Here is a 13,571-nt window from a genome sequence, read left to right as displayed (position 1 = left end):
CCCCGGGCGGCAGGGCGGCGGGAACGGGGAATGGGACGGCCTGGACCGCTGTTGTAGCGGTCGTCCGCACCAAGCACGTAACTCGCATATCCGCACGTACCGTCCGGCGGCGCGTGTGTCGAGGAGAGGGAGTCCCCGCATGGGTTCGCTTGTTTGCCCGGCCCGCCCGCAGACCCCTGACCTGGGCTGGTCGCGGCCGCGCGGGGCGCGGGCCGCCCGAATTGAAGGGGCGGACGGGCCGGATCGTCGTCTATTCTCCGATTCGAGCGGGCCCGCAGCGGGGTCCGGCGCGGTGTTGGAGGAGGTGGGTCCGGTCACTGGGACCGACGCAGAGACCGACGGCGTGGCCGAAGGCCGGCCGACGGGGCAGCCGGCCGGGCAGCCGGAGACGGCCGCCGAGCGCAGCGCGCGCTTCGAGCGGGACGCCCTGTCCTACCTCGACCAGATGTACTCCGCCGCCCTGCGCATGACGCGCAACCCGGCCGACGCAGAGGACCTGGTGCAGGAGACGTACGCGAAGGCGTACGGCTCGTTCCACCAGTTCCGCGAGGGCACGAACCTCAAGGCGTGGCTCTACCGCATCCTCACCAACACCTTCATCAACTCCTACCGCAAGAAGCAGCGGGAGCCGCAGCGCAGCGCCGCCGACGAGATCGAGGACTGGCAGCTGGCGCGCGCCGAGTCGCACATGTCGACCGGTCTGCGCTCCGCCGAGTCGCAGGCGCTGGACCACCTGCCGGACTCGGACGTGAAGGAGGCCCTTCAGGCCATCCCCGAGGAGTTCCGCATCGCGGTCTACCTCGCCGACGTCGAAGGGTTTGCGTACAAGGAGATCGCGGACATCATGGGTACACCCATCGGCACCGTGATGTCCCGCCTGCACCGCGGGCGCCGCCAGTTGCGCGGCCTGCTGGAGGACTACGCCCGGGGGCGCGGGCTGGTCCCGGCCGGTGCGGTTCCCGCGGCGGACGAGCCGCACGACCGGAAAGGCGCGGACTCATGAGCTGCGGCGAGCCGCATGAGATGGAGTGCTCGGAGGTGCTCGACCACCTCTACGAGTTCCTGGACCGCGAGATGCCCGCCGGCGACCGCGCGAAGTTCGAGGTGCACATCGACGAGTGCTCCCCGTGCCTGGAGAAGTACGGCCTGGAGCAGGCCGTGAAGAAGCTGGTCAAGCGGTGCTGCGGGCATGACGACGTGCCCAGCGACCTGCGGTCGAAGGTGATGAGCCGGATCGAGCTGATCCGCTCCGGGCAGGTCGTGCCCGAGCGGGAGGCGACGGCGTGGCCCGCGCCGGCGGGCCCGGAGGCGCCCGCGGGGCCCGCCGCGGCGGAGTCCGCCGCCCCCGGCTCGACGGGCTCCGCCGCCGCCCCCGCCGCCGCCCAGGAATGACCGCCTGACGCCGCGCCGCGCCACCGTGGCCGGTGTCCGCCCCCGCCCGCGGCGACAACTGGCGGGTAAGGAGCGGGCGCCCCGAGGAGCATGGTTGGATGCGTGGTATCGGGTGTCGGGCCTGTGGTCTGCGGCAAGGAGGTGGGTAGGTACTGTTCCGCCGGCCGACCGGGGACACGGCGGCGGGCCGGCACACCGCGGTGTCACCCCCGTGGCCCGGGGGACCGACGGGGTCACGGAAGAAACCGGCAGGCGGGAATCGTGAAGATCTTCGGCAAGGTACGGCACCGGCCCTCCGCCTCCTGGCGGCAGGTCACCGATCGCGCGTTCACCCTCATCGGCGACGGCCGGTACGAGGACGCGAGCGCGCTGCTGACCCGTGCCGCCGACCTGGAGCCGTGGCTGTCGGAGTCGTGGTTCAACCTGGCCCTGCTGCACAAGTTCCGGCACGACTGGGAGCAGGCGCGCGCCGCGGGCCTGCGCGCCGTGGCCCTGCTCGACCGCGACGCGGGCGCCCCCGACTGGTGGAACGTGGGCATCTCCGCCACCGCCCTGCAGGACTGGCCGCTGGCCCGCCGCGCCTGGCAGGCGTACGGGCTGGACGTGCCCGACAAGCTGTCCGCGACCGGTGAGCCGACCGGCATGGAGCTGGGCAGCGCGGCGGTGCGGCTGTCACCGGAGGGCGAGGCCGAGGTGGTCTGGGGCCGCCGCCTGGACCCGGCCCGGATCGAGGTGCTGAGCATTCCGCTGCCCTCGTCCGGCCGCCGCTGGGGCGAGGTCGTGCTGCACGACGGGGTCCCGCACGGCGAGCGCACCACGGCCGCGGGCCCCTCGTACCCGGTCTTCGACGAGATCGAGCTGTGGGCGCCGTCGCCGGTGCCCACCTGGGTGGTGCTGCTGGAGGCCGCGGCGGAGTCCGACCGGGACGCGCTGGAGCGGCTGGCGGCGGACGCCGGGTTCGCCGCGGAGGACTGGTCGTCGTCGGTGCGGCTGCTGTGCCGGTCCTGTTCGGAGAGCCGGATGCCCAGCGACGAGGGCGAGGGCGTGCACGTCGACCCGCACGACCACAGCGAGCCGGGCCATCCGGGCCCGCTGCGGCACCGCACGGCGGGCTCGGGTTCGCTGTGGGTGCCCGAGCGCGAGTGCGGCATCGCGGCGCCGGGCGGCCTGGTGCGCGGCCTGCTGGACGGCTGGGTGGCCGACAGCCCGCACACGCGCGCGTGGCGGGACCTGGAAGAGGTCTGCTGAGGGCCGCCGGCCGGGCCGCCGTGGCCCGGCGGGGAGACCACGGGACCCGCGTACCCGTGGGGCGCCGTACGCTGTAGGGCGACGTATCACGGGTTGGAAGGGCAAGCGGCCGACGATGGCACAGCGAACAACGGAACAGCAGGTGGACGACGAGTTCGTCGTGGACACGGAGGACTGCGAGGAGCGCGAGCGCGCACACCGCGAGCGCGGCACGGTCCGGCCCATCACCGTCGTCGGCAATCCGGTGCTGCACCGCGAGTGCCGGGACGTCGCCGAGTTCGGCGACGACCTCGCCCGCCTCGTGGACGACATGTTCGCCAGCCAGCGGGCGGCGGAGGGCGTGGGCCTGGCCGCCAACCAGATCGGCGTCGACCTGAAGGTCTTCGTCTACGACTGCATGGACGACGAGGGCGTACGGCACGTCGGCGCGGTGTGCAACCCGGTCCTGGAGGAACTGCCGCCCGGGCGCCGCACGCTGGACGACTCCAACGAGGGCTGCCTGTCGGTGCCCACCGCCTACGCCCCGCTCGCCCGCCCGGACTACGCGGTGGTCCGCGGGCAGGACGCCGAGGGCCGGCCGATCCGGGTGCAGGGCACGGGCTACTTCGCCCGCTGCCTCCAGCACGAGACCGACCACCTCTACGGCCGCCTGTACATCGAGCGGCTGTCCAAGCGGGACCGCAAGGACGTGCTCCGGCAGATGGCCGAGGGCACCCCGCGGTACGAGACGGTCCCGAACGACTGACAGCTGACAGATTTCGTTATCTGTCAGCTGTCATCTGTCCGTCGGACGCCCCGGGCCAAGCACGCGCCCGGGCCTGCACGCCCCGGGCCCGTACGAGCCCGCACGGACCCGGGGCGTGCAGGGGATCAGTGGCCGCCCGGCGCGCCCGTCGTCGCGGGCGGCAGGGCGGCCTCGACGCCCGGGTCGCCGGTGTCCGCCGTGTAGTCGCCGGGCGAGGTCTGGTCCACGCCCTCCGGGGCCCGCAGCGCGCGCAGCACCACGGTGCCCGCCACCGCGATCACGGCGTTGAGCACAAAGGCCGTCAGGCCGATGTAGCCCAGCTCGCCCAGGGCCGGGATCTCCTTCTGGCTGCCGCCGAAGTGCGCCTGGGTGGGGCTGGCCACGCCGTACGCGGCCACCGTGCCGTAGATCATCCCGGCCGCCCAGCCCGCGAGCAGTGCCCACCGGTGGAACCAGCGGGTGAACAGCCCGGCGACCATGGCGGGGAAGGTCTGTAGGATCCAGATGCCGCCGAGCAGCTGGAAGTTGATCGCCGTCGACCGGTCCATGGTCAGGACGAAGACCAGCGCCCCGCCCTTGACCAGCAGCGACACCAGCTTGGAGACGCGGGTCTCCTCCGCGTCGGTGGCCTGGGGCCGCAGGAACTCCTTGTAGATGTTCCGCGTGAACAGGTTCGCCGCCGCGATCGACATGATCGCCGCCGGCACGATCGCTCCTATGCCGATGGCCGCGAAGGCCACGCCGGTGAACCAGTCGGGGAACATGTCCTCGAAGAGCTGCGGCACGGCCAGCTGGGGGTTGCCGACCTCCACGCCCTCCGCGATCGCCATGAAGCCGAGCAGGGCCAGCAGACCCAGCATCAGCGAGTACAGCGGCAGGATGGTGGTGTTGCGCCGGATCACCTCGCGGCTGCGGCTGGAGAGCGTCGCGGTGATCGTGTGCGGGTACATGAACAGCGCCATGGCCGAGCCGAGCGCCAGCGTCGCGTACCCCCACTGCGCGGTGTCGCCGCTGACCAGCTCGCCCCGCGGCTTGTCGTTCGCGCCGGTCTGCGACAGGGCGTGCTGCGCCTTGGCGAAGATGTCGTCGAAGCCGCCCAGCCTTATCGGGATGTAGATGACCGCCACCGCGACGACGAGGTAGATCAGCCCGTCCTTGACGAAGGCGATGAGCGCGGGCGCGCGCAGCCCGGAGGAGTAGGTGTACGCGGCGAGCACCGCGAAGGCGACCAGCAGCGGCAGGTCCCTGGCGAACCAGTTCCCCTGGCTGCTGCCGACGCCCAGGACGTCCAGCACCGCCTGCATGCCCACCAGTTGGAGGGCGATGTACGGCATGGTGGCGAGGATGCCGGTGGCCGCGACCGCCAGCGACAGGCCGCGCGACCCGTACCGCCCGCGCACGAAGTCGGACGTGGTCACGTACCCGTGCCGGTGCGAGACCGACCACAGGCGCGGCACGAAGACGAAGACCAGCGGGAAGACGAGGACGGTGTAGGGGACGGCGAAGAAACCGGACGCGCCTGCTCCGTACACGGCGGCGGGCACGGCGACGAAGGTGTACGCCGTGTAGAGGTCGCCGCCCAGCAGGAACCACGTGATCCAGGTGCCGAAGCTGCGCCCGCCGAGCCCCCACTCGTCCAGGCTCTCGGCGTTCTCGGCCTTGCGCCAGCGCGCGGCCAGGAAGCCCATCGCCGTGACGACGACGAAGAAGAAGATGCAGACGCCGAGCGCGACGCTGTTCACACCCTCCTTCGCCGCGATGTCCACGCCGTCCTTCACCGCGACACGCCCCCCTCGTCTCCCTCGCCCCGGTCCGGCCGCGGCCGGCCGCCCGAGTCCGCCCCGGCCGCCCGCGCCGCCCCGCGCCGCCGCTCCTCGCGGCGGACCAGCACGTACGCGATCGCGGTCAGGACGGTCGACACCGGCACCCACAGGATCTGGTACCAGTAGAAGAACGGGATGCCGATGAACCGGGGCCCGGTGCGCGCGTACGAGCCGACCCACAGCAGGGCGACGAACGGCGCGAGCAGGCACAGGCCGATGACGACACGCGCGGGCGTGACGACCGGTCCCGGGCCGGCGGCGGGTGCGGGGGAGGGTCCGGGGGTACCGGATGGTCCTGACACGGCTGGCGGCTCCGTCCCTGAGCTGATCACAAGCACATGCGGGGGGAAATCTAGCGAGGCACCGGACGGCCGTCACTACCGTCCGCATATCGGTATGGGAAAAAATCCGGCGGGCGGCCCGGCCCGGTCACCGCGGGTCGGCGCGGGGCCGCTGGAGCCGCGCCACGAACTTGTACCGGTCTCCCCGGTAGACCGACCGCACCCACTCCACCGGCTCGCCGTCGGCGTCCAGCGAGTGGCGCGAGAGCATCAGCATGGGCAGGCCGACGTCCGCGCCCAGCAGCCCCGCCTCGCGGGGCGTGGCCAGCGAGGTCTCGATGGTCTCCTCGGCCTCCGCCAGGTGTACGTCGTACACGGTGGCCAGCGCCGTGTAGAGCGACGCGTACTTCAGCAGGCTGCGGCGCAGCGCCGGGAAGCGCTTGGCCGACAGGTGGGTGGTCTCGATCGCCATCGGCTCGCCGCTGGCCAGCCGCAGCCGCTCGATGCGCAGCACCCGCCCGCCCGGCGCGATGTCCAGCAGCCCGGCGAGCCGGTCGTCGGCGGTCACGTAGCCGATGTCCAGCAGCTGGGACGCGGGTTCCAGCCCCTGGGCGCGCATGTCCTCGGTGTAGGAGGTCAGGTGCAGGGCCTGGGTGACCTTCGGCTTGGCCACGAAGGTCCCCTTGCCCTGGATGCGCTCCAGGCGGCCCTCGACGACCAGCTCCTGGAGCGCCTGCCGCACGGTCGTGCGCGAGGTGTCGAACTCGGTGGCCAGGGTCCGCTCGGGCGGTACCGGGGTGCCGGGCGCCAGGGTCTCGGTCATCTCCAGCAGGTGCCGTTTGAGGTGGTAGTACTTCGGCACCCGCGCGGTGCGCGCCGCCCCGCCCGGGCCGCCGCTCTCGGCCGCCGCCGTTGCCCCCTCGGTGTCCATGGCGCGCCTTCCCGACTTCCGATCCGCTGCCGTCACCGGCCCTTGCGTACACGTCCCGCCGCCGCCGCGCCGCCGCGGCCCGCACCGCACCGGATCCCCGGGCCGCGGGCGTCACCGCGCCGAATCGCGTCGTCAGCGGCTCACATCGTGGCACGGGCCCGCGGTGAGACGGCCGCCCGGCCCGGATTCCGGCGGGTGTCGGTCCGGTAACGGGCCGGTGGACACCCGGTCCGCCTTGACACCGGACAAAGGTCCAGGCCAAGCTGCCCAAGCCGGTCTATACCTCTTCGGCCCGGTCCGGCGCCGGCCGAACCGCGCCCCCCGGCCCCGCCCCGCGCGGGTATGTGCGAAGGGATGACGCGCATGACGACCCCCGTACGCGCCGGCGACGGCCTCGCCCGGGACGCCCTGACCGTCCTCCAGCCCGGATTCGCCGGCACCACCGCCCCCGACTGGCTGCTGCGCCGGCTCGGCGAGGGCCTGAGCACGGTCGCCCTCTTCGGCCGCAACGTCCACTCGCCCGACCAGCTCGCCGCGCTCACCGCCCGGCTGCGCGCCGAGCGCGACGACGTGCTCGTCGCCGTGGACGAGGAGGGCGGCGACGTCACCCGCCTGGAGGTGCGCACCGGCTCGTCCTTCCCCGGCAACCTGGCGCTGGGCACCGTGGACGACCCGGACCTGACCCGCGCGGTCGCCCGGGAGATCGGCCGCCGCCTCGCCGCCTGCGGCGTGAACCTCGACTGGGCCCCGTCGGCGGACGTCAACTCCGACCCCGCCAACCCCGTCATCGGCGTGCGCTCCTTCGGCGCCGACCCGCACCTGGTCGCCCGGCACACCGCCGCGTACGTCGAGGGCCTGCAGAGCGCCGGCGTCGCCGCCTGCGCCAAGCACTTCCCCGGGCACGGCGACACGGCCGTCGACTCCCACCTGGCCCTGCCCCGCGTCGACGTCGATCTCGCCCCCCTGCGCGCCCGCGAACTGGTGCCCTTCCAGGCCGCCGTCGCGGCCGGCACGCGCGCCGTGATGAGCGCGCACATCCTGCTGCCCGCGCTCGACCCCGCCCGGCCCGCCACGCTCAGCCCGGCCGCGCTGCGCGGCCTGCTGCGCGCGCCCACCGACGCGGGCGGACTCGGCTTCGACGGCCTGATCATCACCGACGGCATGGAGATGCGGGCCGTCTCGGTCGCCTACGGCGTGGCACGCGGCAGCGTGCTGGCGCTGGCCGCGGGCGCCGACGCGATCTGCGTGGGCGGCGGCAGCACGGACGAGGCCACCGTGCTGCGGCTGCGCGACGCGCTGGTGGCGGCCGTACGCGCGGGAGAGCTGCCCGAGGAGCGGCTGGCCGACGCCGCCTCGCGCGTGCGCGCCCTGGCGCGCTGGACGCGGGGCGCGGGCGCGGCGGAGGGCGTCGAGCCCGCACCGGACGTGGGCATCGCGGCGGCGCGCCGCGCGGTGCGGGTGACGCCGGGCCCGGGCGGGTACGAGCCGCTGACCGGCCCGGTGTACGTCGCCGCCCTCACGCCGGTGGAGAACATGGCCGTCGGCGGTGAGACGCCCTGGGGCGTGGCCGCCGAGCTGGCCCGGCTGCTGCCCGGCACCGCGACCGCCACCTACGGCGAACGGGACGTGGCGTGCGGCGGCGCGCCCGCCCTGGCCGCACGGGTGCTCGCCGCGGCGGGCGGCCGTAGGATCGTGGCCGTGGTCCGCGACACTCACCGCCACCGCTGGATGGCCGACGCGCTGGCCGCCGTGCTCGCCGCCCGGCCCGACGCGGCCGTCGTGGAGATGGGCGTGCCGCAGGCGCCGCCGGCGGGCGCGCCGCACGTCGCGACCTACGGCGCGGCCCGCGTCTGCGGCCAGGCCGCCGCGGAGGTCCTGACCGGCGGGCTGCCGGGCGGCTGACGTGGCGGCGCCAGGCCCGTACGGCGGGCCCGTACGGCGGCGGGACCGCCCGCCGGGCCCGCGGCCCCCGGACGCGGGCCGCACCGGCGCCGCGCCCACCCGGCCCGTACGCACCCGCACCCGTACACCCGCGAAGCACCCCGCACCCGCCCGTCCCTCGAACAGGTCAGGCACGTCAGCCCGGCGGCGCCGCAGCGCCGCACGGCACAGCGCACGGGAGGCACCCCGCATGTCCGCCACCACACCGGCCCCGGCCCCCGGCCCGGCCGCCCCGGACCCCGCCCCGGCCGGCGGCAAGACGCCCGCGCCGCCCGGCGACCGGCCGGGCCGGACCATGGCCCGGGAGATGGCCGAGCAGCCCGCCGTGCTCCGCCGCCTCCTCGACCGGGGCGCGCCGCACATCCGGGAGACCGCCGAGCGGATCGCCGCGCGGGACCCGCGGTTCGTGCTGCTCACCGCGCGCGGCACCTCCGACAACGCCGCCCTGTACGCCAAGTACCTGCTGGAGGTGACCTGCGGCAAGCCCTGCGGGCTCACCTCGATGTCCGTCACCACCGCCTACGGCGCCCGGCAGGACCTCGGCGGCGTCCTGGTCGTCGCGGTCAGCCAGTCCGGCGGCTCACCCGACCTGGTCGCCTCGACCCGGGCCGCCCGCGAGGCCGGCGCGGTCACGCTGGCCGTCACCAACAACGCCGCCTCGCCGCTGGCCGCCGTCAGCGAGTTCCACATCGACGTACTGGCCGGGCCGGAGCTGGCGCTGCCCGCCACCAAGAGCTACACCGCCGAACTGCTCGCCCTGTACCTCTTCACCGAGGGCCTGCGCGGCGGGGACGGCGCGGCCGCCAAGGACCTGCCCGAGCTGGCCGAGCGCGTCCTGGCCCGGCAGGAGGAGGTCCGGCGGCTGGCCGGCCGCTACCGCTTCGCGCAGCGCATGGTCCTCACCTCCCGGGGCTACGGCTATCCCACCGCCAAGGAGGCCGCGCTGAAGCTGATGGAGACCAGCTACATCCCCGCCCTGTCCTACTCCGGCGCCGACCTGCTGCACGGCCCGCTGGCGATGGTGGACAACGTCTCGCCGGTCATCGCTGTCGTCCCCGACGGCAGGGGCGGCGAGGCGCTGCGGCCGGTGCTGGAGCGGCTGCGGGACCGGGGCGCCGACCTGGTGGTCGTCGGCCCCCGGGCGGAGGTGGACCGGGCGAGCGCCGGGTTCGCGCTGCCCGAGGGGGTGGCCGAGGAGGTGCAGCCGGTGCTGGAGATCCTGCCGCTGCAAATGCTCGCCTACGAGGTGACGATCGCCCGCGGCCAGGACCCGGACGCCCCGCGCGCGCTGGCCAAGGTCACCGAGACGCACTGAGCGCCGGGAAGCCGTGAAGAAGCCGCGAAGGGGGAGACGGGCCGCGAAGGGGAGGAGGCGAGAAGAAGGGCTACCCGCGGGCCGCGGCGCCAGAACGGGACCCTCAACCCGTCCGGCACCGCAGCCCGGAGCTGCGCCGACCGCAGAACGGTCAGCGGGAGGCCGCGGCGCAGTCAGGGCAGACCATGCCGTGTGCCTCTACTCCGCCCTCCTGTGCGGGGAGAGCGGAACACCTGATGACATTGTGGACTGGACCACAGGCCCGTGTCCACGTTCTTCTGCGGCTTGTCACACGTTCTTGCGAAGCCTGTCATAGGAAAGCGTAAACCCGTACCCCCGGTAGGCTCGCAGTGTGCCCACCATGAACGACCTGGTACGCCAGCACACCGCCCTCGACGACTCCGACCTTGAGTGGCTTCACCTGCTGGTGTCCGAGTGGCAGTTGCTGTCGGACCTGTCCTTCGCCGACCTCGTGCTGTGGGTGCCCACCCGGGACGGCGCCCGCTACGTCTCGATCGCGCAGATGCGGCCCAACACCGGACCCACCTCCTACCAGGACGACATGGTCGGCCATTTCGTGCCGCGCGGCCGCCGCCCCATGCTCGACGCCGCCCTGGACGAGGGCCGCATCGTCCGCGAGGGCGATCCGGAGTGGCGCGAGGAGGTGCCGGTGCGCGTGGAGTCCATCCCGGTGCGCCGCGAGAGCCGGGTGCTGGGCGTCATCGCCCGGAACACCAACCTGCTCACCGTGCGGACGCCGAGCCGCCTGGAGCTGACCTACCTGCAAAGCGCGTCCGACCTGGCCCAGATGATCGCGGTCGGCGCCTTCCCGTTCCCCGGCCAGCAGGTGGACATGGACGCCTCGCCGCGCGCGGGGGACGGCCTGATCCGGCTCGACGCGGACGGCGTCGTGCAGTACGCCAGCCCCAACGCCCTGTCCGCCTACCACCGGCTGGGCCTGGCCGCCGACCTCGTCGGCCACCACCTGGGCCAGACCACCGCCGAACTCGCGCCCGCACGCGGCCCGGTGGACGAGGCGCTGGTGAAGCTGGCCAGCGGGTGGGCGCCGCGCGGGTTCGAGGTGGAGAGCAGCGGCGGGGTCATCCAACTGCGCGTCATCCCCCTCAAGCCCAAGGGGGAGCACATCGGTTCGCTCGTCCTGCTCCGGGACGTCACCGAACTGCGCCGCCGCGAGCGGGAGCTGATCACCAAGGACGCCACCATCCGGGAGATCCACCACCGGGTGAAGAACAACCTCCAGACCGTGGCGGCCCTGCTGCGCCTCCAGGCCCGCCGCATGGGCAGCGCCGCCACGGGCACCAGCGCCCGGGACGCGCTCAACGAGGCGGTGCGCCGGGTCGGTTCGATCGCGATCGTGCACGAGACGCTGTCCCAGAACCTGGACGAGCGGGTCTCCTTCGACGACATCGCCGACCGGGTCATGGCGATGGTGGCCGAGATCTCCCCGGGCACCGTGGCCTGCCGCCGGGTCGGCGGTTTCGGCGTGCTGGACGCGAAGGTCGCCACACCGCTGGCGATGGTGCTCACCGAACTGCTCCAGAACGCCCTCGAACACGGCTTCGGACCGGGCGAGCAGGGCCGCGTGGAGGTCTCCGCGGTACGCGACGGAGGCGAAGAGGACCGCCTGCTGGTGACCGTGCAGGACGACGGCCGGGGCCTGCCCGCCGGTTTCGACCCGCAGCGCGCCGGGAACCTCGGCCTGCAGATCGTCCGCACCCTCGTGGAGGGAGAGTTGGGTGGCGCCTTCGACATGGTGCCCGCACCCGGGCGCGGCACCCGGGTCGTGCTCGACATCCCCGTACGGGCCGAGACGCACCGGTCGGCCGAGCGCGAGGCCGGCTGACCCGCACCACCGCGTCCACCGGGACCGCCCGGACAGTACGGACGGGTACGGGCCGGAGGGGCACCGGACGCGGCGGTACGGGCCGGTAGAGCACCGAGCCCCAGGCCGCGCGGCCCGGGGCTCTCAGCTCTCGTTCATCTGCTTCACCTGCGCACCGTAATCGCTGCGCGCTGCGGCTCGGGGGCCACGGGGCGTCTGTGTCAGGCGCTGGCGTTGCGCGCCCGGTTGCGGGCGGCGCGGCGCTTCATGGCACGGCGCTCGTCCTCGCTGAGACCGCCCCAGACACCGGAGTCCTGGCCGGACTCCAGCGCCCACTGCAGGCACTGCTCCATCACGGGGCAGCGACGGCAGACGGCCTTGGCTTCCTCGATCTGCAGCAGCGCGGGACCGGTGTTGCCGATGGGGAAGAACAGTTCGGGGTCTTCCTCGCGGCAAACGGCGCTGTGACGCCAGTCCATGGCTGCTCCATCTCCTCGTGTTGCGGCTTGGTTGCTTGTGAATGTGAACGCTTTCACGAATCCCCCCGTAAGGGAAGGGCCGGAGCCCAACCAGGGCTACGCGGTCCTGTGGGATGAAGAGGGGGTTTCGGGCTCTCAAGGGGACCTTCAGCAGGCCGTCCCGATCGCCATGAAGAGACTCGCAAACCTCAGCGACGGATACAACCCCTTCCGGCAAGTTTTTTTTGATTCCTTGGTGTCGGCTCTGTCACAGCCGTACTTCCCGAGGGTGGAAGGCAGCCTAAACGTTCGAGTGAAAGGACTTTTTAGGGTCCCACTCACACAATCACACGCAGTGCACGGCGTACGCCTGTGAACGTCACACTTCTGCGCAGTCCCAGGTGGTCGCCGTCCATCTGAAACGGGAGGGGCACATGTGATCGCAAGGTGAAGTCCGTCAGGTCGTGCAAAGACACCGCGTGCTTACCGTGCGGACCGCGCTCCGGGGAGGAGGTGAGCAGCTGGGTGCCGTAGCGGGTGACCGCCGCGGTGGACAGCCTGGCCAGGCCCAGCACGTCCAGCGCGGTGTCGAACGACGCCTGCGGCGTCGCGTAGACCGGCTTGTTGCCCAGATAGGTCCACGGCGAGGTGTTGCAGACTATCGCCGAGGCCAGCTTCTCCACCGGGTCCTCGTCCGGGCGCTGGAGCGTGATGGTGCCCTGGCGGCGGTGCTGCTCGCCGAGGAACTGCCGCATCACCTGCCGCAGATACAGCGCGTGCGTCGACCGCTTGCCGCGCTCGCGCCGCTGTTCGACCCGGCCGATCACGCCCGCGTCGAAGCCGAGGCCCGCGCAGAAGGTGAACCAGCGGGCGGGCACCGCCTCGTCCGGCGTGCCCGGGGTGCCGGCCGCGATCCCCAGGCCCACGGTCCGCTCCGAACCCTCGCGCAGCGCGTCCAGCAGGGCGCCGGTGGCCTCCACGATGTGGTTGGGCAGGCCGAGCGCGCGCGCGAAGACGTTGGTCGAGCCGCCGGGCACGACGGCCAGGCGGGGCACCTCGCCGGGGGCCGGGCCGTGGTGCAGCAGCCCGTTGACGACCTCGTTGACGGTGCCGTCGCCGCCGAGCGCGACCACCAGCTCGTGGCTGCCGCCGTCGACCGCCCGGCGCGCCAGGTCGCGGGCGTGCCCCCGGTACTCGGTGGTGGCGACGTCCAGCTTCAGGTCGCTGGCCAGCGCGTGGATCAGTACGTCGCGGGTGCGGGCACTGGTGGTGGTGGCTGCGGGGTTGACCACAAGGAGCGCGCGCATGCCGAGCAGACTACCCTCCGACCGCTTCACCGGGGGCGCGGTCCGGCCCGGCCGGGGCGGGCTACCCTGCTGGGGTGAGCAGGAAGAAGTCCGCATCCGCGAAGGCCCGGGCCGCCAGGGCGACCCCCGCGGCCCGCACGGCCGCCGACGCGACCGCTCCCGCCGCGCCGGCCCGTACCGCCCGAGCGTCCGGCGCCTCCGGCACGGGACCCGGGACGGCCCGCCGGGCGGGCCAGGACGCCGCCGCGGGCAGGGGCGGCGAGGCAGGCAAGGCCGCCGCGCGGGGC

At 73.7% G+C, this 13,571-nt stretch carries 12 protein-coding genes and 1 pseudogene; 8 read left to right on the top strand and 5 right to left on the bottom strand.

The features are described 5' to 3' along the window. Positions 1 to 304: 304 nt before the first annotated feature. The 4 genes from RKE29_RS06810 (at position 305) to def (ending at position 3,385) form a co-directional block, all read left to right on the top strand. Positions 305 to 1,003: a sigma-70 family RNA polymerase sigma factor gene (locus RKE29_RS06810; protein WP_312004139.1), complete on the top strand. Its 699-nt coding sequence runs from the start codon at positions 305 to 307 to the stop codon at positions 1,001 to 1,003. After that, complete coding sequence (rsrA, locus tag RKE29_RS06805; RefSeq protein ID WP_312004138.1) at positions 1,000 to 1,392, top strand: mycothiol system anti-sigma-R factor; 393 nt, start codon at positions 1,000 to 1,002, stop codon at positions 1,390 to 1,392. The genes RKE29_RS06810 and rsrA overlap by 4 nt, the downstream gene beginning before the upstream one ends. A 261-nt stretch (positions 1,393 to 1,653) precedes the next feature. Next, a complete protein-coding gene (locus tag RKE29_RS06800) occupies positions 1,654 to 2,640 on the top strand; it encodes a hypothetical protein (RefSeq protein ID WP_312004137.1) in 987 nt (328 codons plus the stop codon). 115 nt (positions 2,641 to 2,755) lie between these two features. Continuing rightward, positions 2,756 to 3,385, top strand: a complete 630-nt coding sequence (def, locus tag RKE29_RS06795; protein WP_312004136.1) for a peptide deformylase — start codon at positions 2,756 to 2,758, stop codon at positions 3,383 to 3,385. A 125-nt stretch (positions 3,386 to 3,510) separates the two neighbouring features. On the opposite strand, the gene mctP is transcribed toward def, so the two are convergent. The 3 genes from mctP to RKE29_RS06780 all read right to left on the bottom strand — a co-directional run bounded on the left by mctP (position 3,511) and on the right by RKE29_RS06780 (position 6,420). Further along, positions 3,511 to 5,127 (bottom strand): monocarboxylate uptake permease MctP, encoded by a 1,617-nt coding sequence (gene mctP / locus RKE29_RS06790; RefSeq protein WP_312004163.1) that lies wholly within the window; start codon positions 5,125 to 5,127, stop codon positions 3,511 to 3,513. Between the two features lie 32 nt (positions 5,128 to 5,159). Beyond that, complete coding sequence (locus RKE29_RS06785) at positions 5,160 to 5,426, bottom strand: DUF3311 domain-containing protein (RefSeq protein ID WP_312004162.1); 267 nt, start codon at positions 5,424 to 5,426, stop codon at positions 5,160 to 5,162. A gap of 211 nt (positions 5,427 to 5,637) precedes the next feature. Continuing rightward, positions 5,638 to 6,420: a GntR family transcriptional regulator gene (locus tag RKE29_RS06780; RefSeq protein ID WP_312004135.1), complete on the bottom strand. Its 783-nt coding sequence runs from the start codon at positions 6,418 to 6,420 to the stop codon at positions 5,638 to 5,640. 363 nt (positions 6,421 to 6,783) lie between these two features. On the opposite strand from RKE29_RS06780, the gene RKE29_RS06775 reads away from it, so the two are divergent. The 3 genes from RKE29_RS06775 (at position 6,784) to RKE29_RS06765 (ending at position 11,540) form a co-directional block, all read left to right on the top strand. Then, positions 6,784 to 8,322 (top strand): glycoside hydrolase family 3 protein, encoded by a 1,539-nt coding sequence (locus RKE29_RS06775; RefSeq protein ID WP_312004134.1) that lies wholly within the window; start codon positions 6,784 to 6,786, stop codon positions 8,320 to 8,322. A gap of 334 nt (positions 8,323 to 8,656) precedes the next feature. Then, positions 8,657 to 9,676, top strand: a complete 1,020-nt coding sequence (locus RKE29_RS06770) for an SIS domain-containing protein (protein WP_312004161.1) — start codon at positions 8,657 to 8,659, stop codon at positions 9,674 to 9,676. Positions 9,677 to 10,037: 361 nt separating this feature from the next. After that, the gene (locus RKE29_RS06765) at positions 10,038 to 11,540 is read left to right on the top strand and encodes a PAS domain-containing sensor histidine kinase (RefSeq protein WP_312004160.1); all 1,503 of its coding nucleotides are present in this window, start codon (positions 10,038 to 10,040) and stop codon (positions 11,538 to 11,540) included. A gap of 200 nt (positions 11,541 to 11,740) precedes the next feature. On the opposite strand, the gene RKE29_RS06760 is transcribed toward RKE29_RS06765, so the two are convergent. Beyond that, positions 11,741 to 11,998 (bottom strand): WhiB family transcriptional regulator, encoded by a 258-nt coding sequence (locus RKE29_RS06760; protein WP_312004133.1) that lies wholly within the window; start codon positions 11,996 to 11,998, stop codon positions 11,741 to 11,743. A gap of 317 nt (positions 11,999 to 12,315) precedes the next feature. Then, the gene (locus tag RKE29_RS06755) at positions 12,316 to 13,284 is read right to left on the bottom strand and encodes a diacylglycerol kinase family protein (RefSeq protein ID WP_312004132.1); all 969 of its coding nucleotides are present in this window, start codon (positions 13,282 to 13,284) and stop codon (positions 12,316 to 12,318) included. A gap of 74 nt (positions 13,285 to 13,358) precedes the next feature. On the opposite strand from RKE29_RS06755, the pseudogene RKE29_RS06750 reads away from it, so the two are divergent. Then, a pseudogene (locus tag RKE29_RS06750) lies at positions 13,359 to 13,571 on the top strand (hypothetical protein); the annotation flags it as partial.

The sequence above is a fragment of the Streptomyces sp. B1866 genome (assembly GCF_031932565.1).
Taxonomy (GTDB): Bacteria; Actinomycetota; Actinomycetes; order Streptomycetales; family Streptomycetaceae; genus Streptomyces.
This window is presented reverse-complemented; position numbering and strand designations above follow the sequence as displayed.